The organism is Microvirga sp. VF16, assembly GCF_016864375.1.
In the GTDB taxonomy this organism is placed as follows: Bacteria; Pseudomonadota; Alphaproteobacteria; order Rhizobiales; family Beijerinckiaceae; genus Microvirga.
Window position 1 is genome coordinate 3,058,492 of record NZ_CP069354.1, and the last position, 22,939, is coordinate 3,081,430.

The 22,939-nt window shown below is 62.2% G+C and carries 19 protein-coding genes; 2 read left to right on the top strand and 17 right to left on the bottom strand.

Annotation, left to right across the window (positions count from 1 at the left end):
- Positions 1-117: 117 nt before the first annotated feature.
- Together gltX and gltA are read left to right on the top strand one after the other, a co-directional pair.
- Positions 118-1,548, top strand: coding sequence for a glutamate--tRNA ligase (gene gltX, locus JO965_RS14255; RefSeq protein ID WP_203439552.1), 1,431 nt, complete (start codon positions 118-120; stop codon positions 1,546-1,548).
- A 174-nt stretch (positions 1,549-1,722) separates the two neighbouring features.
- A complete protein-coding gene (gene gltA, locus JO965_RS14260; protein ID WP_203439553.1) occupies positions 1,723-3,015 on the top strand; it encodes a citrate synthase in 1,293 nt (430 codons plus the stop codon).
- A gap of 180 nt (positions 3,016-3,195) precedes the next feature.
- Here the strand turns inward: gltA and lpxB are convergent, their stop codons facing one another.
- The 17 genes from lpxB to JO965_RS14345 form a co-directional block, all read right to left on the bottom strand.
- Positions 3,196-4,374 carry a lipid-A-disaccharide synthase gene (gene lpxB / locus JO965_RS14265; protein WP_203439554.1) on the bottom strand — a complete coding sequence of 393 codons (1,179 nt, stop codon included), beginning with the start codon at positions 4,372-4,374 and terminating at the stop codon, positions 3,196-3,198.
- Complete coding sequence (locus JO965_RS14270) at positions 4,367-5,230, bottom strand: LpxI family protein (protein WP_203439555.1); 864 nt, start codon at positions 5,228-5,230, stop codon at positions 4,367-4,369. The genes lpxB and JO965_RS14270 overlap by 8 nt, the downstream gene beginning before the upstream one ends.
- On the bottom strand, positions 5,230-6,039 hold the full coding sequence (gene lpxA / locus JO965_RS14275) for an acyl-ACP--UDP-N-acetylglucosamine O-acyltransferase (protein ID WP_203439556.1): 810 nt from the start codon (positions 6,037-6,039) through the stop codon (positions 5,230-5,232). The genes JO965_RS14270 and lpxA overlap by 1 nt, the downstream gene beginning before the upstream one ends.
- Positions 6,039-6,503, bottom strand: a complete 465-nt coding sequence (fabZ, locus tag JO965_RS14280) for a 3-hydroxyacyl-ACP dehydratase FabZ (protein ID WP_203439557.1) — start codon at positions 6,501-6,503, stop codon at positions 6,039-6,041. The genes lpxA and fabZ overlap by 1 nt, the downstream gene beginning before the upstream one ends.
- Before the next feature lie 40 nt (positions 6,504-6,543).
- On the bottom strand, positions 6,544-7,608 hold the full coding sequence (lpxD, locus tag JO965_RS14285; protein WP_203439558.1) for a UDP-3-O-(3-hydroxymyristoyl)glucosamine N-acyltransferase: 1,065 nt from the start codon (positions 7,606-7,608) through the stop codon (positions 6,544-6,546).
- 39 nt (positions 7,609-7,647) lie between these two features.
- Complete coding sequence (bamA, locus tag JO965_RS14290) at positions 7,648-10,032, bottom strand: outer membrane protein assembly factor BamA (RefSeq protein WP_203439559.1); 2,385 nt, start codon at positions 10,030-10,032, stop codon at positions 7,648-7,650.
- Between the two features lie 166 nt (positions 10,033-10,198).
- On the bottom strand, positions 10,199-11,362 hold the full coding sequence (rseP, locus tag JO965_RS14295; RefSeq protein WP_203444187.1) for an RIP metalloprotease RseP: 1,164 nt from the start codon (positions 11,360-11,362) through the stop codon (positions 10,199-10,201).
- A gap of 20 nt (positions 11,363-11,382) precedes the next feature.
- Positions 11,383-12,564, bottom strand: coding sequence for a 1-deoxy-D-xylulose-5-phosphate reductoisomerase (dxr, locus tag JO965_RS14300; RefSeq protein ID WP_203439560.1), 1,182 nt, complete (start codon positions 12,562-12,564; stop codon positions 11,383-11,385).
- A 6-nt stretch (positions 12,565-12,570) separates the two neighbouring features.
- Positions 12,571-13,425, bottom strand: a complete 855-nt coding sequence (locus JO965_RS14305; RefSeq protein WP_203439561.1) for a phosphatidate cytidylyltransferase — start codon at positions 13,423-13,425, stop codon at positions 12,571-12,573.
- Between the two features lie 2 nt (positions 13,426-13,427).
- Positions 13,428-14,195 carry an isoprenyl transferase gene (locus tag JO965_RS14310; RefSeq protein ID WP_246776555.1) on the bottom strand — a complete coding sequence of 256 codons (768 nt, stop codon included), beginning with the start codon at positions 14,193-14,195 and terminating at the stop codon, positions 13,428-13,430.
- 27 nt (positions 14,196-14,222) lie between these two features.
- On the bottom strand, positions 14,223-14,783 hold the full coding sequence (gene frr / locus JO965_RS14315; RefSeq protein WP_203439562.1) for a ribosome recycling factor: 561 nt from the start codon (positions 14,781-14,783) through the stop codon (positions 14,223-14,225).
- A 71-nt stretch (positions 14,784-14,854) separates the two neighbouring features.
- Positions 14,855-15,568 (bottom strand): UMP kinase, encoded by a 714-nt coding sequence (gene pyrH / locus JO965_RS14320; protein WP_371826882.1) that lies wholly within the window; start codon positions 15,566-15,568, stop codon positions 14,855-14,857.
- Between the two features lie 71 nt (positions 15,569-15,639).
- The gene (gene tsf, locus JO965_RS14325; RefSeq protein ID WP_203439564.1) at positions 15,640-16,569 is read right to left on the bottom strand and encodes a translation elongation factor Ts; all 930 of its coding nucleotides are present in this window, start codon (positions 16,567-16,569) and stop codon (positions 15,640-15,642) included.
- A 105-nt stretch (positions 16,570-16,674) separates the two neighbouring features.
- The gene (locus JO965_RS14330; protein WP_203439565.1) at positions 16,675-17,697 is read right to left on the bottom strand and encodes a 30S ribosomal protein S2; all 1,023 of its coding nucleotides are present in this window, start codon (positions 17,695-17,697) and stop codon (positions 16,675-16,677) included.
- A gap of 146 nt (positions 17,698-17,843) precedes the next feature.
- The gene (locus tag JO965_RS14335; RefSeq protein WP_203439566.1) at positions 17,844-18,326 is read right to left on the bottom strand and encodes a GNAT family N-acetyltransferase; all 483 of its coding nucleotides are present in this window, start codon (positions 18,324-18,326) and stop codon (positions 17,844-17,846) included.
- Positions 18,327-18,381: 55 nt separating this feature from the next.
- Complete coding sequence (dnaE, locus tag JO965_RS14340; RefSeq protein WP_203439567.1) at positions 18,382-21,855, bottom strand: DNA polymerase III subunit alpha; 3,474 nt, start codon at positions 21,853-21,855, stop codon at positions 18,382-18,384.
- A 386-nt stretch (positions 21,856-22,241) separates the two neighbouring features.
- Positions 22,242-22,937 carry an ABC transporter ATP-binding protein gene (locus JO965_RS14345; RefSeq protein ID WP_203439568.1) on the bottom strand — a complete coding sequence of 232 codons (696 nt, stop codon included), beginning with the start codon at positions 22,935-22,937 and terminating at the stop codon, positions 22,242-22,244.
- Positions 22,938-22,939: the final 2 nt, after the last annotated feature.

Here is a 22,939-nt window from a genome sequence, read left to right on the forward strand (position 1 = left end):
CGACGCATGCTAGACGACCGCACGGTCCGGCCCAAACCGCCCTGTGGATTGAGTCGGATGACGCTGCGGATGGTAAAGCCGCGTGCCCGAAAGTTTTTCAAGTCAAGGTTTCCTGCGATGACCGTCGTCACCCGCTTCGCCCCCTCTCCCACCGGCTTCCTGCATATCGGAGGGGGACGCACGGCCCTGTTCAACTGGCTCTATGCCAAGCGGCATGGGGGCAAGATGCTGCTGCGCATCGAAGACACGGACCGGGAACGCTCGACAGACGCCGCCATCGCGGCGATCCTCGACGGCTTGAAATGGCTCGGCCTCGATTGGGATGGCGATGTGGTCTACCAGTTCTCCCGCGCCGCCCGCCACAAGGAAGTCGCCGAGAGCCTGCTGGCGCAGGGCCGCGCCTATTACTGCTATGCGAGCCAGCAGGAGCTGGAGGAGATGCGCGAGACGGCCCGCAAGGAGGGCCGTCCCCTTCGTTATGACGGCCGCTGGCGCGATCGCGACCCGTCCGAGGCTCCCGAGGGCGTCAAGCCGGTCATCCGCCTGAAGGCGCCGACCGAGGGCGAGACGGTGGTCGAGGATGAGGTGCAGGGCCGCGTCGTCTGGCAGAACAAGGATCTCGACGATCTCGTGCTCCTGCGCTCGGACGGCACGCCGACCTACATGCTCGCCGTGGTGGTGGACGATCACGACATGGATGTGACGCACGTCATCCGCGGCGACGATCATCTGACCAACGCGGCGCGCCAGACCCAGATCTATCAGGCCCTCGGCTGGGATGTGCCGAAGATGGCTCATATCCCCCTTATCCATGGCCCGGACGGCGCCAAGCTCTCCAAGCGTCATGGCGCTCTCGGCGTCGAGGCGTATCGCAGCATGGGCTATCTGCCGGAGGCTTTGCGGAACTATCTCGTACGCCTCGGCTGGAGCCATGGCGACCAGGAGATTTTCTCCACGCAGGAGATGATCGATGCCTTCGATCTCGGCAGTATCGGTCGCTCGCCGGCGCGCTTCGATTTTGCCAAGCTCGAGAACCTCAACGGGCATTACATGCGTCAGTCCGACGACGAGCGGCTGGTGCAGGCGCTTGAGGATCTGCTGCCGGAGCTCGATAAGGACGAGCACCATCTCGGCCGGACGTTCAAGCCCGGCCTGCGCCAGAAGCTGATCGCCGCCATGCCGGGTCTGAAGGAGCGCGCCAAGACGCTCGTGGAGCTGCTCGACAGCGCCTATTATCTCTACGCCCAGCGGCCGCTGCATCTCGACGAGAAGGCGGCGAGCCTGCTGGCGGATGGCCGTTCGCGCCTCGTCGGTATCGCCGAGAAGCTCGAGGCCATCTCCGACTGGTCGGCACACAGCGTCGAGGCCGTTGTGCGCGAGCATGCGGAGGCGATCGGTGCCAAGCTCGGTCAAGTCGCACAGCCTCTCAGAGCCGCCTTGACGGGGCGAGCCACCTCGCCTGGCCTCTTCGACGTGATGGCGGTCCTCGGCAGGGACGAAACCCTGTTGCGCTTGAGGGACCAAACTAAGGATGCGCCCGCTGCATAGCGGGCGAATCTCGCCTTTAGACGTGCTTGCTCCGTTCCTACGGATAAGCTACCGAAGGCGCCATTATCCTACCGACCGACCGGCAGACCTCGGTTCGGCAGCCGCGGAGACCTTCTCCGTTCCACAGGTTGCTCTAGGTTCTGCCCGGCCTCCTTTTTGAAAGGGCCATGACGCATGAGTTCCAACACCAGCACACTCACAGTCGACAACAAGTCCGTGGAACTGCCGGTCAAAGAAGGCACCATTGGCCCGAGCGTCATCGACATCTCGAAACTCTACGGCCAGACCGGGATGTTCACTTACGATCCCGGCTTCACCTCGACGGCGGCGACCGAGTCGAAGATCACCTATATCGACGGCGACAAGGGCATCCTGCTCTATCGCGGCTACCCGATCGACCAGCTCGCCGAGCACGGTGACTTCCTCGAGACCTGCTATCTGCTGCTCTACGGAGAGCTGCCGACCGCAGCCCAGAAGGCCGATTTCGACTACCGCGTCACGCGCCACACCATGGTGCACGACCAGATGAACCGGTTCTTCACCGGCTTCCGCCGCGATGCGCACCCGATGGCGATCATGGTCGCCTGCGTCGGCGCACTCTCGGCCTTCTATCACGACTCGACCGACATCTCGGATCCGCACCAGCGCATGATCGCGTCCATGCGCATGATCGCCAAGATGCCGACGCTCGCCGCCATGGCCTACAAGTACTCCATCGGCCAGCCCTTCGTGTATCCGCAGAACGATCTGGACTACTCGTCCAACTTCCTGCGCATGTGCTTCGCGGTTCCGGCGGAAGAGTACAAGGTCAACCCGGTGCTCTCGCGCGCTCTCGACCGGATCTTCATTCTGCACGCCGATCACGAGCAGAACGCCTCGACCTCGACCGTGCGTCTGGCTGGCTCCTCGGGTGCCAACCCGTTTGCCTGCATTGCGGCCGGCATCGCCTGCCTGTGGGGACCGGCTCACGGCGGCGCCAACGAAGCGGCGCTGAAGATGCTGGAGGAAATCGGCACGCCGGATCGCATTCCGGAATACATCGCCAAGGCGAAGGACAAGAACGACCCGTTCCGTCTCATGGGCTTCGGCCACCGGGTCTACAAGAACTACGATCCGCGCGCCCGCATCATGCAGAAGACCACCCATGAGGTGCTGAACGAGCTCGGTATCAAGGACGATCCGCTCCTCGATGTGGCCGTGGAACTCGAGCAGATCGCCCTGAAGGACGATTACTTCATCGAGAAGAAGCTCTACCCGAACATCGACTTCTATTCGGGCATCACGCTGAAGGCGATGGGCTTCCCCACCTCCATGTTCACGGTGCTGTTCGCGCTCGCCCGCACGGTCGGTTGGATCGCCCAGTGGAGCGAGATGATCGAAGACCCGTCCCAGCGCATCGGCCGCCCGCGCCAGCTCTATACGGGCGAGAAGGAGCGCGATTACGTCACGGTCGCCCAGCGCGGGTGAGACAAGCGGAAACGCTGACATTGAAAAGGGGCCGAAAGGCCCCTTTTTCATTGCTGCTGTTTACTGGCTTAGTGTCATTCCCGACCGGAGCGGTGGGGAAGGGAATCCATAGCGACAGAGCGTGTGAGTGGATCCCCTTCCCGCGCTTCGTGCGCCGGAGATGATATTCGCGAAAAGCGCCTATGCTTTCGCCGGGCCGGTCAACACCTCGTCCACAATCCTCGCCGCACGCTCGCTCGGTACCTCGTTGCCGATTTTCATCAATTCATCGAGCTTGCTGAACGCTGCGAGCTGTCGCTGCCGCTCAGGAGTCTCGCTCAGGAGCGGCAGAAGCGCATCGGCGAGCTTCTCGGGCGTGCAATCCCACTGGATCAGCTCGGGGATGACGTTCTCGCCGAGCACCAGGTTCGTCAGCACGATGGACGGTGCCTTGATGAGGTATTTCAGCACTTCCTCGATTTTTGAGACCCGGTAAGCGACGACCATCGGCACGCCGGAGAGTCCGAGTTCGAGAGTCACTGTGCCGGAAGCGGCGAGCGCGACGTCGGCCTGCCTGAAGGCTGCCCACTTGGCGGCCTCGCCTTCCACGATCCGTGGCTTCACGCTCCAGGATTGCGCCCGTGCCCGGATCTCCTGCGCGACGTGCGAAACCGCCGGGATCGTGACCTCGAAGGGATGTGGCGAACGCTCCGCCAGGAGCGTCAACGCCTCACCGAAGGGCTCCATGAGTCGGCTCACCTCCGAGCGGCGGCTCCCCGGCAGGACAAGGAGCTTGAGAGGTTTGCTCTCCACACTTCCGCGTTCACCGGGCGCAGGCCTGATCTCGCCGAGACGCTCGATCAGTGGATGACCGACATACGTTGTCGGCGGGCCGCCTAGACGCTTGTGGGCCTCTGGCTCGAAGGGCAGCAGGGCGAGAAGGTGATCCACATAGGCCCGCATCTTCGGCGCGCGGCCGGGTCTCCAGGCCCAGACGGATGGGCTGACATAGTCGATAATGGGAATCTGAGGGGCACGCTGTCGGACGGCCTTAGCGACCCGATGCGTGAAATCCGGACTATCGATGATGACGAGCATGTCGGGATTCGCCGCGACAGCAGCATCAGCTGTGAATCGAATGCGCTTTAGAATGGAGGGCAGCCGCGCGATGACGGCGGAAAACCCCATGACGGCAATCTCTTCAAGAGGAAACAGGCTCTTCAGGCCTTCCTTCTCCATGGCGTGCCCGCCCACACCGCCGAAGCGCACGCGTTCGCTGCCGAGCCGGACCTTCAGGGATCGCATCAGCTTCGCGCCGAGCTGATCGCCCGATTCCTCGCCGGACACGATCCAGATCGTCAGCGGCTTTTCCTCAGCCAAAGGAATTCTCCATCCAGGGCAGGTCGACGGCGACGAGAAACAGGCCGAGCCGGTCAGCCATGTGCAGGGTCTTCTCCTGCTCCAGCACAAAAGTGGAGCCCGCGCCGACGGCAATGCCGGAAAGCCCTGCCTTTGCCGCTTCGACGACTGTGCGGGGTCCGATGGTCGGCATGTCGACCCTCAGGTCCTGACCGCGCTTGGCGGCCTTGATCAGCACCCCGCCCTCCTCGCGGCGGCGAAGTCCAAACCACGATTGGCGCATCTTCATGACCCGCCGCATCATCCGGTCGGTGCCCTCGGGTCCTTCGATCGCCAGCACGTGCCGGCGAGCGATAACGGCGCCCTGACCAATATCGAAGGCTGACAAGGATCTGAGGAGATCGAGACCAAGGGCAATAGTCTCACGGTCATCCGCCTTGGGTGAAAGTTTTCCGCTCAATGACCGCGCGGCAACGAGATCGGGCGCGAGCTCATGGGCGCCGACCACTCGATGGCCCCGCTCCTCAAGCAGCATCACGGCTCCGCGCAGCACCTGATCGTCGCCGCGCGTGATGACCTCCTTCACCTCATGCATATTTCGCAGCAGCGAATAGGCACTGAGGAGCGCGGAAAAGCCGGGACGGCGTACGGCACCGACAAGGGAGACGGCCCGCGGCCGCCACCCTTCCAGCGTGCTCATGATGGTCTTGAGATCGAGAAGGTCGACGGTGGCATGGGCGCGACGCTGGAGTTCGGCTTCCGCGAAGCCGCGGAACGCCAGCACACGCACCTCCTGTCCTGTCCGCTCGAGATGATTCACGAGTTGGATGGGAAGCTGCCCGGCCCCGGCGAGAATCGCAATCGGGCCTGCAGACATCAGCCCACCGAACTGACGGGGTCCCGCGGCGTGCAGATCGCGCGATCCTTGCCTTCACGAATGAAGTCGAGGATCTCGTGCACGAAGGGATGATCGTCGAACTCGCCGGCCACGTCCTCGACCCGCTCCGACAAGGTGCCCTCATCGGCGAATAGCAGGCGATAGGCCCGACGGATGTCGTGGATCTGCTCGCGGGTGAAGCCGCGGCGGCGCAGACCGATGATGTTCAGACCGGCCAGATGCGCCCGGTTACCCATGGCCATGCCATAAGGAATGAGATCGTTCTCGAGCCCTGACATGCCGCCGACGAAGGCATGGGAGCCGACGCGGGCGAACTGGATCACGGCGGAGCCGCCGCCGAAGATCACGAAATCGCCCACCGTGACATGGCCCGCCAGCATCACGTTGTTGGAGAGAATGCAGTCGTTGCCGACCTTGGTGTCATGGCCCACATGGGAATTGGCCAGGAAAGCGCAGCGGTCGCCGATGACCGTGCGCAGGCCACCGCCCTCGGTGCCGGGGTTCATGGTCACACCTTCGCGGATCATGCAATCGGCGCCGATCTCAAGCGTCGAGGCCTCGCCTTTGTACTTCAGGTCCTGCGGGATATGGCCGATGGAGGCGAAGGGGAAGATGCGTGTCCGCGGGCCGATCTTCGTGCGTCCGGCCAGGGCCACATGGCTCATGAGCTGGCAGCCCTCGCCCAGCTCAACCTCGGGACCGACCGTGCAGAACGGGCCGATCTTCGCGCCCGGGCCGATCTTCGCGCCATCCTCGATGATGGCGGTCGGATGAATCACGGTTTCCATTATTCGAGCACCAGCATGGCACTGACCTCGGCTTCGCAGACGAGCGTGCCGTCCACCTTGGCCTCGCCTTTGTACCACCACATGTTGCGGCGGTTGTTCAGCTTACGCATGTGGAACTCGACCCGATCGCCCGGCTCCACCGGTTTGCGGAATTTCACCTTATCAATCGTCATAAAAAATACCTGCTTCGGCTTAGCCTGCTGCGCAATCTTCGCCTTGACGCAGATGGCGCCTGCCGTCTGAGCCATGGCCTCGATCAGGAAAACTCCTGGAAAGATCGGGCGGGACGGGAAATGGCCCGTGAATTGTGGCTCATTGAAGGTGACGTTCTTGATGCCGATGCACGAATTGTCGCCGTCGATCTCAATGATCTTATCGACCAGGAGGAAGGGATACCGGTGCGGCAGAAGCTCCAGGATCTCCATGATATCGGCGGATTGAAGCGTGGTAGCCGCTTCGGACATGACGGGAACTCCAGGCAGTAATGGATGCCTTCAACGAACGTTATGAAGACGCATCGTCGTCTTTGGCGGAATCGCCCTGGGATGCAAGCTTTTTCAGCGCCGTGATCTCGCGGAACCACTCGCGCATCGGCCTGGCCGGGATACCGCCCCAGCGGGCGCCGGCCGGGACATCGCCGTTGACGCCGCTGGTGGCCGCGATCTGCGCACCCATGCCGATCCGCACATGGCCTTTGACGGCGACCTGACCACCGATAGCCACATAATCCTCGATCGTCGTCGAGCCGGCGATGCCGACCTGAGCAACGATCACGCAATGGCGGCCGATCACCACATTGTGGGCGATCTGGACAAGATTATCGATTTTCGTGCCCTCGCCGATCACCGTATCTCGGCTGGCACCCCGGTCCACGGTCGTGTTGGCACCGATCTCCACGTCGTCCTGGATGATGACCCGGCCAACCTGCGGCACCTTGAGGTGTCCCTGCGGTCCCATGGCAAAGCCGAAGCCATCCTGTCCGATGCGCACGCCCGGGTGGAGAATGACCCGGTTGCCGACGAAGGCGTGGGATACTGTCACGTTAGCAGCGACGGTGCAGTCCCGCCCGATCTTCACCTTTGGCCCGATCACGGAATGGGCCCCGATCAAGGTTCCAGCGCCGATCTCCGCATGAGGGCCGATAACGGCCCCGGGATCGACCCGGACCCCATGCTCCAACCTGGCGGATGGATGCACGAAGGAGCCCGGCGAAATCCCAGTCGAGACGAAGGATGATTCCGGCCGCATGGCGGATGGGAACATGAGCCCGAGCACCTGGGCAAAAACGCGATAAGCCTGCGGGGTGACGATGGCGATGGTCTGGGACGGCACCTTCGCGGCGTAGCGCGGCGTCACGAGGCATGCCACCGCGCGCGTTGCCGCCAAAGCGCCAACATAGGCCGGGTTGTCCATATAGGCGAGATCGCCGGGACCGGCACTTTCCAGAGGCGCAACGCCTTTAAGCAAAAACTCCCCGTCGATGCCGTCGGGGAGCGTTGCATTCGCCAACTCCGCCACCTGACGCAGATTCAACGTCTGGTTTTGCGGAAAGAAATTGGATTCTGTCATGAAGAATAAGTGAGGGCACCTCTCCGCGCCCTCCCCGATTTAGAAGCGCGTACCGCCCGAGAACCGGAAGGCCTGAGTGCGGTCGGCTCCGACCCGAACACCATCTCTGAAAACACCCTCTTCCTTCGAGAGCGCATATGCGTAGTCGAAGCGGATCGGACCGAGCGGCGAGTTCCACAGGATGGAGGCGCCGACAGAGGAGCGGATCATGTCGCTGTCGAGAACCTCGATGCAGTTCTGCGGCACGTTGGGATCCTGCGTGCAAACCGCGTCGGCGGGATCGAGGATGCTGCCGCCATTCACGTTAAAGACAGTCGGACCTTCATAGCCGAAGAGCGTACCGGCATCGGCGAAGACGGCACCCTTCAGGCCGAGCTCGCGCGGCAGACCCCAGATCGGGAACTGCACTTCGAGCGTACCGCCGAAATAAGTGGTGCCGCCGATGGCGTTCGCACGGCTGTCGAGGCTCGAGATATCACGCGGTCCGATGCCGTTCGGTGCGAAGCCGCGGACCAGCGACGGACCCATGAAGAAGTGGTCGACGATGCGGAGATCGCCGTTATCGCCATCATCGTCGCCGCTGTTGAAGCCCATGATGTGACCACCCTGGATACGAGCGATACCGACCACGTCTTCAAACAGTTCGCGGTAGTAGCGTGCATCGCCGGTCACACGGAAGTAGCGGGAGTCGCCGCCAAGACCGGCGAAGTCCGTCTTCACTTCGGCGTAGAAGCCGTTACGCGGCTCACGGATGCTGTCGAGCGTATTGTAGTTGAATGTCAAGCCCGCGAGCGAAGTAATGGTGTCGCCCTGCGATTCCTTGATAGCCAGAGAGGCTTCACCGTTGCCTTCGCAGAACTGACGGTTCGGCGTCCCGTTCGCGTTCAGCTGCGTATAACCCGGGATCGGAGCCGAGCAGTCGTTATACGGCTGATCGAGGTCGTTCGGGATATCCAGCGACTGCTGATAGAGCGAGTAGCGCGCAGTGACCGTGAACTCTTCCGTCATCGGAAGGCCGAGGCGCAGCGTACCGCCAGTCATCCGGTTCTCGTAACGGGAATACCGGGTCTGGTCGCTGAACTTCGAGAACAGATCGATACCAGCCGACATCCGGTAGCCGAGGAAGTACGGCTCCGTGAACGAGAAGTCGACGCCGTGAGCGCGCTGACCGAGTTGGCCGGCGAGACGGACGAACTGACCGCGGCCAAGGAAGTTGGTCTCGGTGACCGAGACTTCACCGATGAAGCCGTCAGCCGTGGAGTAGCCGCCCGAGATGGCGAACGAACCGGTGGACTGATCCTCGACATCGACGTTCACGACCACACGGTCGGCCGAAGAGCCGGGCTCGTTCGAAATGCGAACCTGCTTGAAGTAGCCGAGGTTATTCAGACGACGCTCGGCGCGATCGACGAGCACCTGGTTATAAGCATCGCCCTCACCAAGCTCGAACTCACGACGGATCACGTAGTCACGGGTACGGCTGTTGCCGCGCACGTTGATGCGCTCGATGTAGATTCGCGGACCTTCCTCGACCACGTAAGCAAGGTTGACCGTGCGGGTCGCAGGATCGCGGGTGCCGACCGGGCGCACCTGAGCGAACGGATTTCCTTGGCGACCGACATTGGTGGTCAGCGCCTGAACCGACTTCTCGACGGCATCGGCATTGTAAATCGAACCTTCGGAGGTCGCGATTCCCCTGCGCAGCCCCTCGGCTTCGACCCCGGCAAGCCGAGGATCGACGCTAATGCTGCCGAACCGGTACTGCTCACCCTCCTCCACGGTGATGGTGATGATGTAGCCGCCGGCATTGGCGTCGAACGTCACATCGCTGGAGACGAGCCGGTAATCGGCGTAGCCATTCTTCAGGTAGTAGCGGCGAATAAGATCCAGATCGTTCGAGAGCCGGTTCGGATCATAGACATCGGTGCTCTTGAGAAAGCTCAGGAGATTCGTCTCGGTGGTCTGCATGACGCCGCGCAGGCGGCTGGACGAGACCTGATTGTTTCCGACGAAGCGGATCTCCTCCACGCCAGTCTTGTCACCCTCGTTGATGGTGTAGACCACGTCGACCGTGCCGTTGGGCAGATCGACCAGGCGAGGCGTGACCGCGGCCAGACCACGGCCAGAACGGCGATAGACCTCAAGAATTCTCTGAACGTCGGCGTCGACGGTCGCCTGGTTATAAGGAGCGCGGGCACGGGCCTGCAACTGATCCTCGATCAGGGCCTTCTCGACCCTCTTGTTACCTTCGATCACCACCCGGTTGACGATGGGACCCTGAGCAGCCGAGGCGCGGCGATTCCCCGGGGCCACCTGCTGCGCGAAGGCGCTCTCCGCGGCAGTAATCCCGACCATCAGCGCACTGATCGCGACAATGGCGGTGGTAGCCGGCTTTTTCCGGCGAGGCGTGGTCGTCGACATCATCAACTGGCCCGTTCTTTATATTCTGTCCCTAGCGAGGAAGGCCCCGCAGGTTGGAGACGAGTGCCCCCAACCTTATCTGTGTGGACCGCTTGTACAAACTTTCGCCGTTATTGCAAACGGCACATCCACAACAGAGTACCAATTTTTAAATAGCGTGGCGTCCTTGTCACGATCCCTGGGTCAGAAAACTGGTGCCAAGGTGAACAAGATCATTCCAAGTGGCGAAAAGCATGAGCATCGCCACCAGGGCAAACCCAATTCTGAAGCCGATTTCCTGGGCTTTTTCGCTCAAAGGACGCCCGCGAACCGCCTCAATGGCATAGAACAGAAGATGGCCGCCATCCAGCAACGGAATGGGAAAAAGGTTAATGAGACCGATAGAGACGGACATGAATCCGATCAAACTGACCAGGCTATAGACCCCTCCGACGTCGAAAGCGGTGCCCGAGGCCCGGGCGATTCCAATAGGGCCGGAGAGCTGGTCGGTCGATTCCCAGCCCATAACCAGGCGGCGGATGAAGTTGATGGTCCGCTCGACAAGGTTCCAGGTTTCGACCACGGCGGCCTTGACTGCCCCCCACGGCGTATAGGTCAGACGCTTGATTGCAGAAGGATCGCGGGAAGCCTCGACACCGAGCAGTCCGATGCGCTGCTTGCCGAAGGGACTGGTCCGCTCGACGAAGTTAGGCGTTGCCGTAAGGGCAACTACCTGGCCGCTGCGCTCAACCGTGAAATCAAGGGGCTCCCCCGCGCTGGAACTCACAATGAGCTGCATATCGGCGAAGGTTTGGATCTGTCGGCCGTCGACAGTCAGAATCAGATCCTTGGGCTGGAAGCCCGCCTTTTCGGCCGCGCTTCCAGGCTGGACGGCCTCGATGCGTGGCTCCAGGACCTGCCGGCCGTTGAAGTAGTTGAAGCCGGCGAAGATGGCGATGGCCAGGATGAAGTTGGCTATGGGGCCTGCCGCCACGATGGCCGCACGCTTGGCCACATTCTGGTGGGGAAAACTGATCGCCCGCTGCTCCAGGGGCATTCGATCGAGCTGATCCTGGTCAGGAACGCTGGCCGCATTGAGGTCGCCGACGAATTTGACGTAGCCGCCGAGGGGAATCGCAGAGATCTTCCAGCGGGTGCCCTTCTTGTCAGTCCAGCCGATCAACTCGCGCCCAAAGCCGATGGAAAAGGCCGTGACGCCGACCCCGCAGAGGCGTCCGACCCAGAAATGACCGAACTCGTGGACGAACACGACGACCGTGAGAACTACAAGGAAGGAGATCAGGGTCAGGAACAGGGAACCTGTCGCGCCGCTGATCATCGAGAGAAAATCCATCATCGTCCCTTTCGCGCTCTTTAGAGCTGCGTCGCTTCGGCATAAGCCGGAATGAGCTGCCGCGCCGCCTGCCGGGCCTCCTGATCGATGCCTAGCGCATCCGCCACAGTTTCCGGCGCAGGAATTTGTCTTCCCGAGAAGGTCGAGCAAATGCTCTCAACTAACTCTGAAATATCGTAAAATCCGATCCGATCCGCCATATAGGCCTCGACTGCAATCTCGTTGGCGGCATTCAGGATCGTAGGCATCGCGCCTCCGGCCTTCAGCGCAGCTTTCGCCAGAGATAGGCATGGGAACCGTTGTTCGTCAGGCCGCTCGAAGCTTAATCGACCAATCGCGGCGAGATCGAGACGGGGCAGATCCATCGTCAGACGCCCCTGGTTGCGTAGCGCATTGGCGATCGGGACCTTCATGTCGGGTAGGGCGAGGCCGGCCGTCACGGCACCATCGCTCCACTGAACGAGGCCGTGCACAATCGCCTCCGGATGAACCAGGACATCGAGACGCTCCTCTTCGATGTCGAACAGGTGATGCGCCTCGATCAGCTCGAGCCCCTTATTCATCAGGGTGGCCGAGTCGATGTTGATCTTCGATCCCATGGACCAGACCGGATGGGCCGACGCCACCTTGGCGCTAGCCTTTGCGATGCGCTCTCTGGGCCAGGTGCGGAAGGGGCCACCGGAGGCGGTTATCACCGCCTTTTCCACATCCCGGTTTGCACCCGCCGTAAGAGCATGATCCAGGGCGTTATGCTCGGAATCCACCGGCATGATCTCCACACCGAGACGGCGGGCATCGGCCATGAAGGCGGCGCCAGCGCAGACAAGACTTTCCTTGTTGGCAAGGGCAATTCGCCGGCCCGGCTTCAAAGCCGCGTGGGTCGGGGCCAAACCGGCCGTTCCGCTGATGGCGGCCACCACGACGTCGGCATCACGCTCCGCAGCCTCCAGAACCGCGGACGGGCCCGCACCATTCCTAATTCCGGTTCCTGACAAGGCCTGCTTTAACGCCTCCCCTCCGCGCTCATCGGCAAGGGCGGCGAATTTGGCTCCAAGCCGCCGAGCGGCATCCGCCAGGGCGGCCGCATTGCGCCCGCCCACGACCGCTTCGACACGAAACTCATCCCGATGGGCCAGGACGACATCGGTCGTCGAGCGGCCGATTGAACCGGTTGCTCCAAGAATCGTAAGGGAACGGGTCATCAATGCCTATGTCGTGAAATGAACAGTCAAAAGAACGGCAGCAACGATGAAGCATACGGCCCAGAAGCCGTCGAGGCGATCCATCACGCCGCCATGCCCTGGGATGAGATGGCTCGAATCCTTGACGTTGCAATGGCGCTTGAGAGCAGACTCGCCGAGATCTCCGATCTGGCTCGCGATGGAGGCAACGATAGAGATAACAGCTGTGCCGAGAAGACCGAATGGCAGGCTCAGCCCATATTTCTCCCCGCCCCATGCAACCAGCACCCCGCCCAGGGCTGCAGCGACGACGCCTCCGATGAACCCGGACCAGGTCTTCTTCGGGCTGATGGCGGGATAAAGCTTAGGCCCACCAAAGGTCCGTCCCGTGAAATAGGCGGCGATGTCGGTCGCCCAGACGACGGCGAACATCCACAGTAGCCCCAGAATGCCGAGTTCGAGATGGTCGCGCACGATCGGCGGCACGAGAACGATCAGAGACGCATAGAGGAAGCTCGAAGCGGCCCATCTCTTCTGCGCGCCCTTGGTAAGGACAATACTCGCAGCCAGAAATACAAGACATGCTGCCACGAACAGGCCAAAGCTGGCATCGGTCAGAAAGAGCAGCGTCAGGACGCCAAGGCCGGAACCCAGGATCGCCTGCACCAACCGGCGCGGCTCGACCCCGGTCATGTCCGTCCATTCCACCATGATGGCGACACCGGCTGCCAGCCAGAACAGGGCAAACGGCCATCCGCCCCAATAGGCGGTCAGGAGGGCGAGTGCGATCATGACGACGGCGGACAAAATCCGTGTCGTCAGTTCCTTGGACGGGGCTGGTTTCGGGCTGGATGGCAGGGAGGAGCCTTGGTCTGAGACCATCGTCAGACCGCCCGGGCGCTCAGGCCGCCGAACCGGCGCTCGCGCCTGCAGTATTCGTCAATGGCTGCCTTGAAGGCGGCCTCGTCGAAGTCCGGCCAGAAGCAGGGCAGGAAGACAAACTCGGAGTAAGCCGTCTGCCATGTGAGAAAGTTCGACACCCGCTGCTCACCTGAGGTCCGGATAACGAGATCCGGATCGGGGATGTCGTGAGTATCGAGGGCGGCTCCGACCGTATCCATATCGATATCGGCCGGATCGAGCGAACCTTCCTTGACCCGGCGCGCAAGAGCCCGCATGGCGCTCACGATCTCCTGGCGTCCGCCATAGTTGAACGCGATGACCAGGGTCAGGCCAGTGTTGGACCGGGTGAGCTGTTCCGCTTCATCGAGCAACAGACGGATGTCGGAGGTCAATCCTTCACGCTCGCCGATGATCCGAACGCGGATGTTGTTGGCGTGAAGCTCGGCCAAGTCGTGGCGCACGAAACGCTTGAGGAGCCCCATAAGATAGGACACCTCATCAGCAGGTCTGCGCCAATTTTCCGCTGAGAAGCTGTAGACGGTAAGGTAACGGATACCGAGATTGGTCGCGGTTTTCACCGCACGGCGTATCGCCTCGATCCCCTTCCGATGCCCCTCGAACCGGGGCAGCCCTCTTTGAGCGGCCCAGCGTCCGTTTCCATCCATGATGATGGCAACATGGGTCGGCGTCCCCTCGCCTGCCTCTTGATGGGCTAGGATGGGGGCCGACCGCTTGGCTTCGCCGCTCATATTTCCGTCCCGATGCACGCCTGACGATCAGACGTGCATGATTTCCTTTTCCTTCGCCGCCAGAAGGGCGTCGACCTCAGCTACGAACTGATCCGTCGCCTTCTGCACCTGGTCGGCGTGGCGCTTTCCGTCATCCTCGCTGATGGCGCTGTCCTTCTCAAGCTTCTTGAGCAGGTCAAGACCGTCGCGGCGCACGTGGCGGACCGCGACCTTCGCCTCTTCGGCGTATTTGTGCGCGACCTTCACCATTTCCTTGCGGCGCTGCTCGTTCATTTCGGGGATCCGCAGACGGATCACCTGCCCCTCGGTCTGCGGATTGAGGCCGAGATCCGATTCCCGGATCGCCTTCTCCACGGCGGCCACCATACCCCGGTCCCAGACCTGAACGCTGAGGAGGCGCGGCTCCGGCACGTTCACAGTGGCAACCTGCGCGATCGGCATCATGGCACCATAGGCGTCGATCTGGATCGGATCGAGCAGATTCGGCGAGGCGCGTCCGGTGCGCAGGCTAGCCAGGTCGTTCTTGAAAGCGTTGATGGCGCCCTGCATGCGGCGCTTCACATCGGCGAGATCAAAGGTCGTGGCCATCAGTTTCTGTCCTTACGCGAACTATTTAAACGGGCTTACGCTTCCAAGGGTCCAGCATCAAGGCCCTAGGATCAAGGGGCGACGACCGTGGAGGGCACTTTCCCCTGGAGAAGAGCGGTAACGGAGCTGGGGGCATGCACCGAGCCCACGATGATCGAGAGCTTGCTCTCGCGGGCCAGGGCGAAGGCCGCGGTATCCATGACCTTCAGATCTTTGGCGATGGCCTCGTCATGGGTCAGGCGGTCGAATCGGATCGCATTCGGGTCTTTCTTCGGGTCCGCCGAGTAGACGCCGTCGACCTGGGTCGCCTTCAAGACCGCGTCGCACCGCAGCTCGGCGGCGCGAAGGACGGCAGCGGTATCGGTCGTGAAGAAGGGATTGCCGGTGCCACCGGCCAGAACCACCACCTGCCCCTTGTCGAGGTGGTGCAGGGCCGGCTGACGGGCATAGGTTTCGCAGATCGTCGGCATGGAGACCGCCGACATGGTGCGGGCCGGGACGCCGGCGGCATTCAGAGCCGTCTCGATGGCGAGCGAATTCATCACTGTGCCGAGCATGCCCATGGAATCGGCCGTGGGACGGTCGATCCATCCGGCGGCGCTCATGCGGGCGCCACGGATGATGTTGCCGCCACCGATGACGACGGCAATCTCGAATCCGGCGCGGGTAGCCTGGGCCAGATCCTCGGCCAGGGAGGATAGGATCTGAGTATCGAGCCAGTAGCCGTCGGGAGCCATCAAGGCCTCACCCGAGAGCTTCACCAGGATGCGCCGGAACGTTGCCATCATCAGACCTTTCTTTTCGAGACCTCTCATGAAAACGGCGGCTGAAGAGCCGCCGTTTGCTTGGGTTCGATTTAGGCCTTGAGACCGGCCTGGGCGGCCACTTCGGCCGCGAAGTCCGGAGCCTCTTCCTTCTCGATGCCCTCACCGAGAGCATAGCGGACGAAGGCCTTGAGGGTGACCGGCTTGCCGGCCTTGGACTCGGCCTCCTTGAGAACCTGGGTCACGGTCTTCGAAGGGTCGTGCACGAAAGGCTGCTCCAGGAGGGTGACCTCCTTGAAGTAGCTCTTCAGACCGCTCTCGATGATCTTCTGCATGACATGATCCGGCTTGCCGGCATTCTTGTCGCGCAGGATGGCGCTCTCGCGCTCGATCGTGGCAGCGTCGACGCCGGAGGCGTCAAGCGCAACCGGGCTGGTCGCGGCCACATGCATGGCGATCTGGCGGCCGAGCGTGCCGAGAACGGTCACGTCGCCCTCGGACTCAAGCGCCACCAGGACGCCGATCTTGCCAAGGCCTTCGGTGACCGCGTTGTGGACGTAAGAAGCAATCACGCCCTTGGACACTTCCAGCTTGGCGATGCGGCGCAGGGTCATGTTCTCGCCGATAGTGGCGATCAGCTCCTGCAGGCGGTCCTTCACGGTCGTCTGCGAACCGGGGAAGTGAGCGGCTTCGAGCGACTCGACGGTGCCGTTGCCCATCAGGCCGATCTTGGCGGCTTCGCGCACGAAAGCCTGGAACTGGTCGTTACGGGCGACGAAGTCCGTCTCGGAATTGACCTCGAGGATCGTGGCAGTGTGACCGGAGGACTCGACGGCCACGAGGCCCTCGGCCGCCACACGGCCAGCCTTCTTGGCAGCCTTCGACAGGCCCTTCTTGCGCAGCCAGTCGATCGCGGCCTCCATGTCGCCGTTGGTCTCGGCGAGAGCGGCCTTGCAGTCCATCATGCCAGCGCTGGTCGTCTCGCGCAGCTCTTTCACCATCGCAGCGGTAATGTTCGCCATGGCTTTTCCTTTCAAAGGTTCACGCATAGAGGGAGCCCGGCGCTCGTGGAACGCCGGGCTCGATCATTCGTTCAAGCGGCGCTGCATGTTGCGGCGCCGTAAGGCTTACGCAGCAGCGGCTTCGATCATCGAGCGGGCCTGGTTGATCCAGCCATCACGCTCGAGACGGCCGTTCAGCTTCAGATCCTTGTCGAGCTGGGCGGTATCGCCCGGCTGCATGGCGGCAAGCTGCCAGTAGTGGAAGATGCCAGCCTCGTTGAGCTTCTTCTCGAGCTGCGGGCCAACGCCGTTCAGCTTGGTCAGATCGTCCGGGGCGCCGCGGGGAGCAGCCAGACGCTCGAACTGCTCGCCTTCATAGGCTGCGGTTGCCGTCTCAGCGGCCGGGAGCTCTTCGGCCATCGGGTTCTCGGACGCGCCGATATCGATACCCATGTCGCCGGCACCACGGGAGATGCCGTCGAGGGCAGCACGGGCAACCAGATCGCAGTAGAGCGAGATCGCGCGGCCGGCGTCGTCATTGGCCGGAACCGGGAAGGTAATGCCGTCCGGATCGCAGTTCGTGTCGACGATGGCAGCCACCGGGATACCGAGGCGCTTGGCCTCCTGAATCGCCAGCTGCTCCTTGTTGGTGTCGATGATGAAGATCAGGTCGGGCGTACCGCCCATATCCTTGATGCCGCCAAGAGCGCGCTCGAGCTTCTCCTTCTCACGGGCAAGCATGAGACGCTCTTTCTTCGTGAGGCCCTGGCCGCCGCCGGCGAGAATCTCGTCGACCTTGCGCAGGCGCGCGATGGAGCCGGAGATCGTCTTCCAGTTAGTCAGCATGCCGCCGAGCCAGCGGGAGTTCACATAGTACTGAGCCGAACGCTTGGCCGCATCGGCAACGGCATCGGAAGCCTGACGCTTGGTGCCGACGAAGAGCACGCGGCCGCCCTTGGCAACCGTATCGCTGACGGCCTGAAGGGCGCGGTGCAGCATCGGAACCGTCTGGGCGAGATCGATGATGTGGATGTTGTTACGGGTGCCGAAGATGTACTGACCCATCTTCGGGTTCCAACGGTGAGCCTGGTGGCCAAAGTGAGCGCCAGCCTCAAGCAGGCTGCGCATCGAAAAATCGGGAAGCGCCATAGTTTATTCTCCGGTTAAGCCTCCGCGGAACAGTGGACCGGGTTAAGCCGGCCACCGGGATACCTCATGGGCTTATGAGGTGGATTCCGCGTGTGGGATAGGCGCGCATATAGGGGTAAAGCCGCCGAAATGCAAGCTGAAGGATGTCAGCCCCGGGAAGAGGCCTCAATCGCCCTATCTGGCCGCGGAAACCGCTTGCAGAGAAAGAACCGGGCATGGCCCTGAGGTTTCTCCCCTTGCTTGTTCTCCAGCATCCCGAAGGTTTCATAGCCAAGCTTCTCATAGAAGCTCCTGGCGCGCTGGCTGGAGGTGTCGAGCCAGGCTCCATGACAGTCGCGGCTTATAGCCTCCTCCTCGGCCAATCGCATGATTCTGGCACCGAGCCCCTGGCTGCGGAGCTCTTCCGCAACCCAGAGAATCTTGATCAGCAGCCATCCATAAGACGTTCCGCCGATGAGCCCGCCGAGAATCGCGCCTTTCTGATCCCGCGCCAGAATCCCGCAAGGCGCATAGTCGCTTGCCGGGACGTTCTGCTTCAGGGAGGCGAGAAGGCGCATCTCGATCTCCTCCGAAAAAGCATCAGGGTCGGACTCGACCGCGATGCGGATATGAGAAAGCCTGTCGTCCATGAATTCCCTGACGAGCGACCGATTCACATTGCCAGCATAAACCGTTCTGACCGGCTCAGTTCATGTGAACATCCACCACACCCGGCACGGCGCGGAGCGCTCCGGCAATCTGGGGCGTCGTCATATACTTGTCACGCAGCTTGATCTCGACCTCCCGGTCTCCGTCGTCGAGGATGAGAACGAGGGACACCTCCCCCTCACCTCGCGTTTTCAGCCGCTCGTAGACGCTGGAGATCGGACGCTCGTCGCGCAGGAAGATGCGCATGCTCTTCTGGTGCTTGGCGAGCGCCTCATCCAACGGCTCCGCCAAGCCGATGCGCGCCCTTACCTCCTCGCCTTCGAGACCGGCTTGCAGCATGAGGACGACAGCCGTGCCGGGCTCCAACACGTCGCGCAGGCGTACGAGGCCTTCGGAGAAGATGATCGCTTCGAACTGCCCGGTCTGATCCGACAGGGTCAGGATACCCATCTTGTTGCCGGTCTTGGTGCGGCGCTCCTGCCGGTCGAGAATCGTAGCCGCGACCCGTCCCACAGAATTGCCGGCCTTCACCGAACGGCAGAACTCCATCCACGTCTGCACCCGCAGCTTTTTCAGAAGGTCGCCGTATTCATCGAGCGGATGTCCGGAGAGGAAGAAACCGACCGCATCGTATTCCCGCTGCAGCCTCTCAGCGGCCGGCCAAGGCTCGTAAGGCCCGATGCGCAGCTGCACATCGGCTGACGCGACCCCGCCGAACATATCCATCATGCCACCATTGGCGGCTTCATGGGACTGCTGTGCCAGACTCATCATGGCGTCGATGGACGCGCAGGCCTTAGCCCGATCCGGCTCCAGCTCATCGAAGGCACCGGCCGCGATCAGGTTCTCCAGCGTGCGCTTGTTGAGCATGCGCGGATTGATGCGTCGGGCGAAGTCGGCAAGATCCTTGAACGGTTCCTCGCCTCGTGCTTCGACCACGCTCTCGACTGCCTGACGCCCGACACCTTTGACGGCAGCAAGCGCGTAGAGAATCTGGCCCTTGCCTTCCGCGTCGTACTGCACGTCGAAGACCACGCCCGAGCGGTTGATCGACGGCGGGATGACCTTGAAACCAAGGCGCTGCGCCTCTCGGCGGAATTCGGCGAGTTTGTCGGTGTTGTCGAGATCGAGCGTCATGGACGCTGCCAGGAACTCGACCGGGTAATTGGCCTTGCAATAGGCCGTCTGGAACGCCACCAGCGCATAGGCTGCCGCGTGGCTCTTGTTGAAGCCGTAATCGGCGAACTTGGCGAGCAGGTCGAAGATCTCGTTCGCCTTCGCCTTGTCGAGGCCGCCCTCTTTCGCACCGGAGACGAAGCGCTCACGCTGCGCATCCATCTCGGCCTTGATCTTCTTACCCATGGCACGACGCAGAAGGTCGGCGTCACCGAGCGAGTAGCCGGAGAGGACCTTCGCCACCTCCATCACCTGCTCCTGGTAGACGATGATGCCGAAGGTCTCGCGCAGGATCGGCTCCAGCTTGTCGTGGGGATACCAATCCTTCTTGTTGTGCTCGTCCTTGCCGAGCTTGCGCGCGCAATAGACCGGGATATTCGCCATCGGGCCCGGGCGATAGAGCGCCACGAGAGCGATGATATCCTCGAAACGGTCGGTCTCCATCTCGACGAGCGCCTTGCGCATGCCCGCTGATTCCACCTGGAACACACCCACCGTCTCGCCACGCCGGAGCATTTCGTAGGTCTTGCGATCATCGAGCGGCAGCGCCGAGAGATCGACCTCGATGCCTTTGCGCCGGATGAGATCGACCGCGGTGCGCAGGACCGTGAGCGTCTTGAGGCCAAGGAAGTCGAACTTCACGAGACCCGCCTGCTCGACCCATTTCATGTTGAACTGGGTCACGCGCATGCCGGTCTTCGGGTCTCGATAGAGCGGGACCAGTTCCTGCAGCGGTCGGTCGCCGATCACCACGCCGGCGGCATGGGTCGAGGCATGCCGGTGGAGGCCTTCCAGCTTCTGCGCAATATCGAGCATGCGCTTGACGACCGGCTCCTCATCGATGGCCGCCTGCAATTTCGGCTCGCCTTCGATGGCCTGCGCGAGAGTCACCGGATTGGCCGGGTTCTGCGGCACGAGCTTGGTCAGCTTGTCCACCTGACCATACGGCATTTCGAGCACACGGCCGACGTCGCGCATCACGCCGCGGGCGAGCAGCGTACCGAAGGTGATGATCTGCGCGACCTGCTCCTCGCCGTAGCGCTGCTGCACGTAATCGATGACTCGCTCGCGCCCCTCGACGCAGAAGTCGATATCGAAGTCCGGCATCGAGACACGTTCCGGATTGAGGAAGCGCTCGAAGAGCAAAGCGAACCGCAGCGGATCGAGATCGGTGATGGTAAGCGCATAGGCCACGAGCGAGCCTGCACCTGAGCCACGGCCCGGTCCGACCGGGATATTGTGATCCTTCGCCCATTTGATGAAGTCGGCCACGATCAGGAAGTAGCCAGGAAATTTCATCTTGCGGATAATGCCGACCTCGAAGGCGAGACGGTCGCGGTAATCCTGCTCGGTCAGGCCCGGCGCGGGTCCGTGCGCCGCGAGACGCTTCTCAAGCCCCTCCTCCGCCTGCCGTTTCAGCTCCTCGCCCTCATCCAGAGAGGCGGCATCGGGGCCGGTGCCGAAACTCGGCAGGATGGGCTTGCGGGTCCTGACGCGCGTAGCGCAGCGCATGGCGATCTCGACGCTCGCCTGCAGCGCGTCCGGCAGATCCGCGAACAGCTCCATCATCTGCCGACGCGTCTTGAAATGGTGCTCCGGCGAGAGGCGACGCCGATCCGGGTTCGAGACGATCTGTCCTTCCGCGATGGCGAGCAGAGCGTCGTGCGCCTCGTAATCCTTCCCTGCCGAGAAGAACGGCTCGTTTGCTGCGACGATGGGCAGGCCGTTGCGGTCGGCCAATGCTAGCAGGTCGTTCTCGATCAGACGCTCGTCTTCCAGCCCATGACGCTGGAGCTCTACATAGAGTTGATGGCCGAAGGCGTTTTTCAAAATGTCGAGCCGCGCCTGCGCCAGATCCTGACGTGCGCCGTTGCGCAGGGCGCTATCGAGCGGGCCCGAGAAGCCGCCGGTCAGGGCGATCAAGCCCTCGCTATGGGCTGCCAGCGCAGGCGCCATGACGCGCGGGTCCTCACCCAACGGCACGCCGAAATAGGCGTGGCTCACGAGGCGCATGAGGTTGCGGTAGCCCTCCTCATTCTGCGCGAGCAGCACGATATTGGACGGCTGCGGCATCACGCGGGCGACCGGATCCGGTTCCTCGAAGCAGACGGAAAGCTGGACGCCTGCAATGGGCTGGATGCCCGAGCCCGCGAGCTTCTCGGAGAATTCGAGGGCGCCGAAGAGATTGTTGGTGTCGGTGAGCGCAAGCGCTGGCTGCTTATCGGCGGCGGCGAGTTTAGCCAGCTGCGCGACCTTCAATGCCCCCTCGAGCAACGAGTACGAGGAATGGACATGCAGATGGACGAAACCGATATCCTGAAGAATGCGCGCCATAAAACTCTACTCATCGAATGGCGCGCATAGTGCCACGATTCTTTTCTAACGAAGCCTAACCTCCGGCCTCAAGGATTATGTTCCTGTGAATCGCGGTGGGTAATTGTGGATCCCGGTATCAAGCGATGGGAGAAAGTACCAGAGCCCAGATTGCCACGGCCGAGCCGAACATGGCGAGAGAAGCGATTTCGGCGGTGGTCTCAAGGATGAAGCGAAGCATGGTTTGATCTCCGTGTTCCCAATATGTTCATCTTTGTTCATTGGATGTTCTGTGTAAAGCATGTGCAGAGCCTGGGCTTCGGACGGAGTCAACAATTCGTTAAGATGCGAGGATACGCATCTTCGTTGGCGCCTGAGGCGCCCTTTCTATTTCGTTTTGGGAAGTCTTAAGGCAGCTGGACGATCAAGCCATCGCGGATCGTGACGCGCCGGTCCATGCGGGCGGCGAGATCCAGATTATGCGTGGCGATGAGGGCTGCAAGCTTCGATGCGCGAACGATGGCGACGAGCGTCTGGAAGACGCGGTCTGCCGTATTGGGATCGAGGTTGCCGGTCGGTTCATCCGCCAGAAGCAGGCGTGGGGCGTTGGCGACGGCGCGGGCGATGGCGACCCGCTGCTGCTCGCCGCCGGACAGTTCGCCAGGGCGGTGATCGAGGCGCTTGCCGAGACCTAGGAACGTCAGAAGCTGCGTCCCACGATCCTGGGCTTCCGTCTTGGACAGGCCGCGGATGAGCTGCGGGATCACCACGTTCTCAAGCGCCGAAAACTCTGGCAGCAGATGATGGAATTGGTAGACGAAGCCGAGCTCCTCGCGCCGGATGCGGGTGCGCTCGTGGTCGTTCATCGCGGCCGTCGGTTTCGACCCGACGAAGACCTCGCCGCCATCGGGCTTTTCGAGCAGACCCGCCAGATGAAGCAGCGTCGACTTGCCTGTGCCGGAGGGCGCGATCAACGCCACGATCTCGCCAGGCCAGATCGCCAGATCGGCGCCGCGCAGCACTTCCAGAAAGCTGTCTCCTTGCGGATAACGGCGCTCGACTTTGGAGAGATTCAGGGCGGGTTGGGACTGGGTTGCCGACATAC